This is a genomic window from Mesorhizobium sp. M7A.F.Ca.CA.001.10.2.1 (assembly GCF_003998575.1).
Taxonomy (GTDB): Bacteria; Pseudomonadota; Alphaproteobacteria; order Rhizobiales; family Rhizobiaceae; genus Mesorhizobium.
Map to the genome: position 1 here is coordinate 1 of NZ_RZQY01000624.1, position 3,654 is coordinate 3,654.

A 3,654-nucleotide genomic window follows, 5' to 3' on the forward strand; every position below is an offset into this window, starting at 1 on the left:
GACAGCTATGTTCCGCATGTCGTCGGCGGCGTGAAGTACACGCAGGGCTGGGGCGCCATCACCGGTGTCGTCGCTTATGACAGCAACTACGAAGAAGTGGCCGGCAAGGTTCGCCTGGATGTGAACGTCTCCAACGAACTCTCGCTGTTCATCATGGGCGGCTACGGCTCGGACGATAACCTCAACGACAACCTCGGCAATCATGTCGACGCCAACGGTCGCGGCTTCTACAAGATGTGGGGTGGCAATTGGGCAGTGTGGGGCGGTGGCACCTACAAGTTCAACGAAAAAACCTCGTTCAACGCCCAGGTGTCCGCTGACGACTGGAAGAACGTCGGTGTTGCCGCGAACATCGCTTATGACGTTGTTCCGGGCTTCACCGTCACGGCCGAAGTCGACTACCTCCATGCAGGCCGATTTGGCGATGTCAACTATGTTAACCCATCGTTCACCCCGGCCGATAAGAAGAACAGCATCGGCGGCCTCCTCCGCTTCCAGCGCTCGTTCTAATATATTTCGACTTGTCGAAATCGAAACCCGGCGGGTAACCGCCGGGTTTTTCGCGCCGGATTTTCAGGGGCCTCGGCAAATGCAACTGTGCTGCCCCGCGGCCGAGCCTTGCACTTCTTGAAGGGTTTGCGGCCAACAGTAGCCAGCCGCCGAGGCGGAGCCCTGACAGCTTCGGCAACCAGGCTATTTGCCAGTCCGGCAACGCCTGAGATTTCGCGCCAAGCGCTTCGAGCGCCGACCAGCAGAAAATAATCGGCCAACCGGCGATTGCATTTGGGATCGTCGGGTGCGGAATCACGCGCATCCCTGCGCTTCTTCAGCTCAGCAGTGCCAACCAAATCGAGGTGACGTGCATGAGAGGCACGTCAGCCCCGTTTGAATTACGTCTCCGCCAAGTCGCCCAAAGCATCGATTAGCGGCTGGATCTCGCCTTCATAATTCTTCCAGCGCTTGACAGACGATTTGTAGATGGGTTGGCGAACCTGCCAGCGGCTGGGCGTGTTGACCGAACCATCCCTGTCGAAAAAACGCAGGCAGGCGTCATCCCAGGGCAGCCCAAGGTAATCTATGAGGCGGCGTGACTGCGCCTCCTGATCCTCGACGAGCGTTTCGTAGCGGTTTTCGAAGATCAGGCCCGGGAAAACCTCGTTCCAATGCTGCATCAGACGGTCATATTCGCGATAGTACAGACCGAGTGTCTTCAGGTCGGTGTTGTAACTGTGCCCCTCGCCGAATTTCAAGACATAGCAAGAGACGCAATTGTCGATCGCGTCACGGCGGCAATGGATGATCTTTGCGTTGGGGAAGAGAAGGCCAATCAAACCGATCAGTTCAAAATTATGCGGCATCTTATCGACGATCCTAAGTGCCGCGGGCGCCCGCTCCTTCAGATAGGACAAATGCTCCTCGGCCAATGTTCGGGACAAGCCTTTTGTGATCGACGCGACCGCCGAGTCCAAATCTCCGGCTGACGACCTTCTGAGTTCAATCGCATTCGCCACCCGCCTAAGCTTCATTAGTTCGCCCGCGCCGTGTACATCAGGATGACTGGCGCAGATCTGTTCCGTAAGAGTTGTGCCTGAGCGAGGCATGCCGACCACGAACACGGGAATTTCCGAAGGATTTCCGTAATCGGCCTTGGCAGCCAGCATCTCAGGCGTGAAGGTCGCAATCAGTGAGTCTATCCAGCGACGGTATTGGTCGATATCGAAGTTGCGGCCTGATGCCTGTTTCGACTTGTTGAAATGGTCGAATGCATCCTTATAGCGTTTGAGATCATTCAGCACCTTGCCGGCCGCCAGATGAAGGTTCTCGGCACCATCCGGTTCAAGCTTCGGATTTCCAAGTTCGCCAAGAATGGCTTTGAGCTCCTTAGGCTCTTCGGTGAATTTTTGTGTCTGCACGAGGTCATTGTACGCCGCCGGCACCTTGATACGACGTTCGATTGCCTCCTGAAGATAGGCGGCAGCTTCAACCATCCGTCCCACGCTGGTGAGCGCGCGAGCCAGTCCGATCCGCACCTTTGGATGATCCCGGTTTATTTTTAGTGCCTTCTCATAAAGCGGCAAAGCCATCTCAGGTTTGTCAAAGTCGATATAAGCGTCCCCCAATGCACAAAGTGCTTCGATAAGATCTGGCTGCAACTCCAAGGCGTATTGCATATGTCTGATTGCTGGCGAATATTCGCTGACCTTCACATAGGCCGAAGCCAGCCCAAGGTGGTAGTAAGGGTTTTTTGGCTCCTCGCCGACCGCGCGTGCGAAATATCGCAAGGCCGCCTCATCGTCGTAGCCCAGGCACACGGTCCCCAAGATATACAGGGCAAGTGGATGGTTGGGCGTACGCGCCAGAACTTGCAGGCATAAGTCCTGAGCTTCGCCGAGCCGTTTGACTTGCTGAAACTGATATGCCTGCTGCAGCAACGCCTCGTCGGCCTGCGCACGCGAAAGCGAATTCGCTTTCGGAAGATTCGGTTGCGGGAATTTGGGTTTCGGTCCGGTTTGGACCTTCAGGTGCTTGGACCAGGCAGGCGGCAGACGATTGTTCATTGCGTCTCGCTAGCAAAAAGATACGCAGGAATCCAGCGTTACGATTGCGGACCGCCGGGTGCTTGCACGGCCAAGTCGGCCACGCTAGCAAGAAGGCCCTTTTTCAAGCGAGCTTCCGCCATGCACCAGCGCCCTCCCCTCATGCCGCTCATCGCAGCGCTTCCTTCGACGGTGCCGTTTGTCGGCCCCGAAGCGCAGGAGCGCGAGCGTGGCCGCGCTTTCCGCGCCCGCATCGGCGCCAATGAGAGCAGCTTTGGTCCCTCGCCGCGCGTCACCGCCCGGATGGCCGAGATCGCCGGCGACATGTGGATGTATTGCGATCCCGACAATCACGATCTGAAGGTGGCGGTCGCCGCGCATCACGGCGTAGAGGCCGAGAACGTCGTTGTCGGCGAAGGCATAGATGGCCTGCTCAGCCTGGTGGCACGCATGTATGTCGCGCCTGGTGACGCGGTGGTTACCTCGCTCGGCGCTTACCCGACCTTCAACTTCCACATTGCCGGTGTCGGCGGGCGGCTGGTGACAGTCCCTTACGAGAACGACCGGGAAAGCCTGGATGGCCTGCTGGCGGCGGTGCGTAGGGACAAGGCCCCGCTGGTCTATCTCTCCAACCCCGACAATCCAATGGGTAGCTGGTGGGAGGCGAGCGAGATCATCCGCTTCATCGAGGCGCTGCCGCAAACCACCATGCTGGTGCTCGACGAGGCCTATGGCGAACTCGGGCCGGCCTCGGCGATGCCGCCGATCGATATCTCCAGGCCAAACGTCATCCGCATGCGCACCTTCTCGAAGGCGTACGGGCTGGCGGGCATACGCTGCGGCTATGCGATCGCCGAGGCCCAGGTGATCCGCGACTTCGAGAAGATCCGCAACCATTATGGCGTCAGCCGCATGGCGCAGATCGCCGGCGTCGAGGCGCTCGCCGATCAGGACTATCTGCAAAGCGTGGTGGCGCGGGTCGCGGCCGGCCGCCGACGCATCGCAGGCATTGCCGAGGCAAATGGCCTGAAGCCGCTGGCGTCGGCGACCAACTTCGTCACCATCGATTGCGGCGGCGATAGCGCTTTCGCGCTGAAAGTTCTGCAAGGTCTGCTGT

The 3,654-nt window shown here is 58.7% G+C and carries 3 protein-coding genes; 2 read left to right on the forward strand and 1 reads right to left on the reverse strand.

The genetic code is table 11. From position 1 onward, the window contains the following. Nucleotides 1-510 (forward strand): porin (locus EN964_RS28610; protein ID WP_164776051.1); only part of this gene is annotated, 510 nt, incomplete at its 5' end. Between the two features lie 380 nt (nucleotides 511-890). Here EN964_RS28610 and EN964_RS28615 read toward each other — a convergent pair. Then, the gene (locus EN964_RS28615) at nucleotides 891-2,558 is read right to left on the reverse strand and encodes a sulfotransferase (RefSeq protein ID WP_127268657.1); all 1,668 of its coding nucleotides are present in this window, start codon (nucleotides 2,556-2,558) and stop codon (nucleotides 891-893) included. 120 nt (nucleotides 2,559-2,678) lie between these two features. Here EN964_RS28615 and EN964_RS28620 point away from each other — a divergent pair. After that, nucleotides 2,679-3,654, forward strand: a 976-nt coding sequence (locus tag EN964_RS28620) for a pyridoxal phosphate-dependent aminotransferase (protein ID WP_127277021.1), incomplete at its 3' end; no start/stop codon positions are given.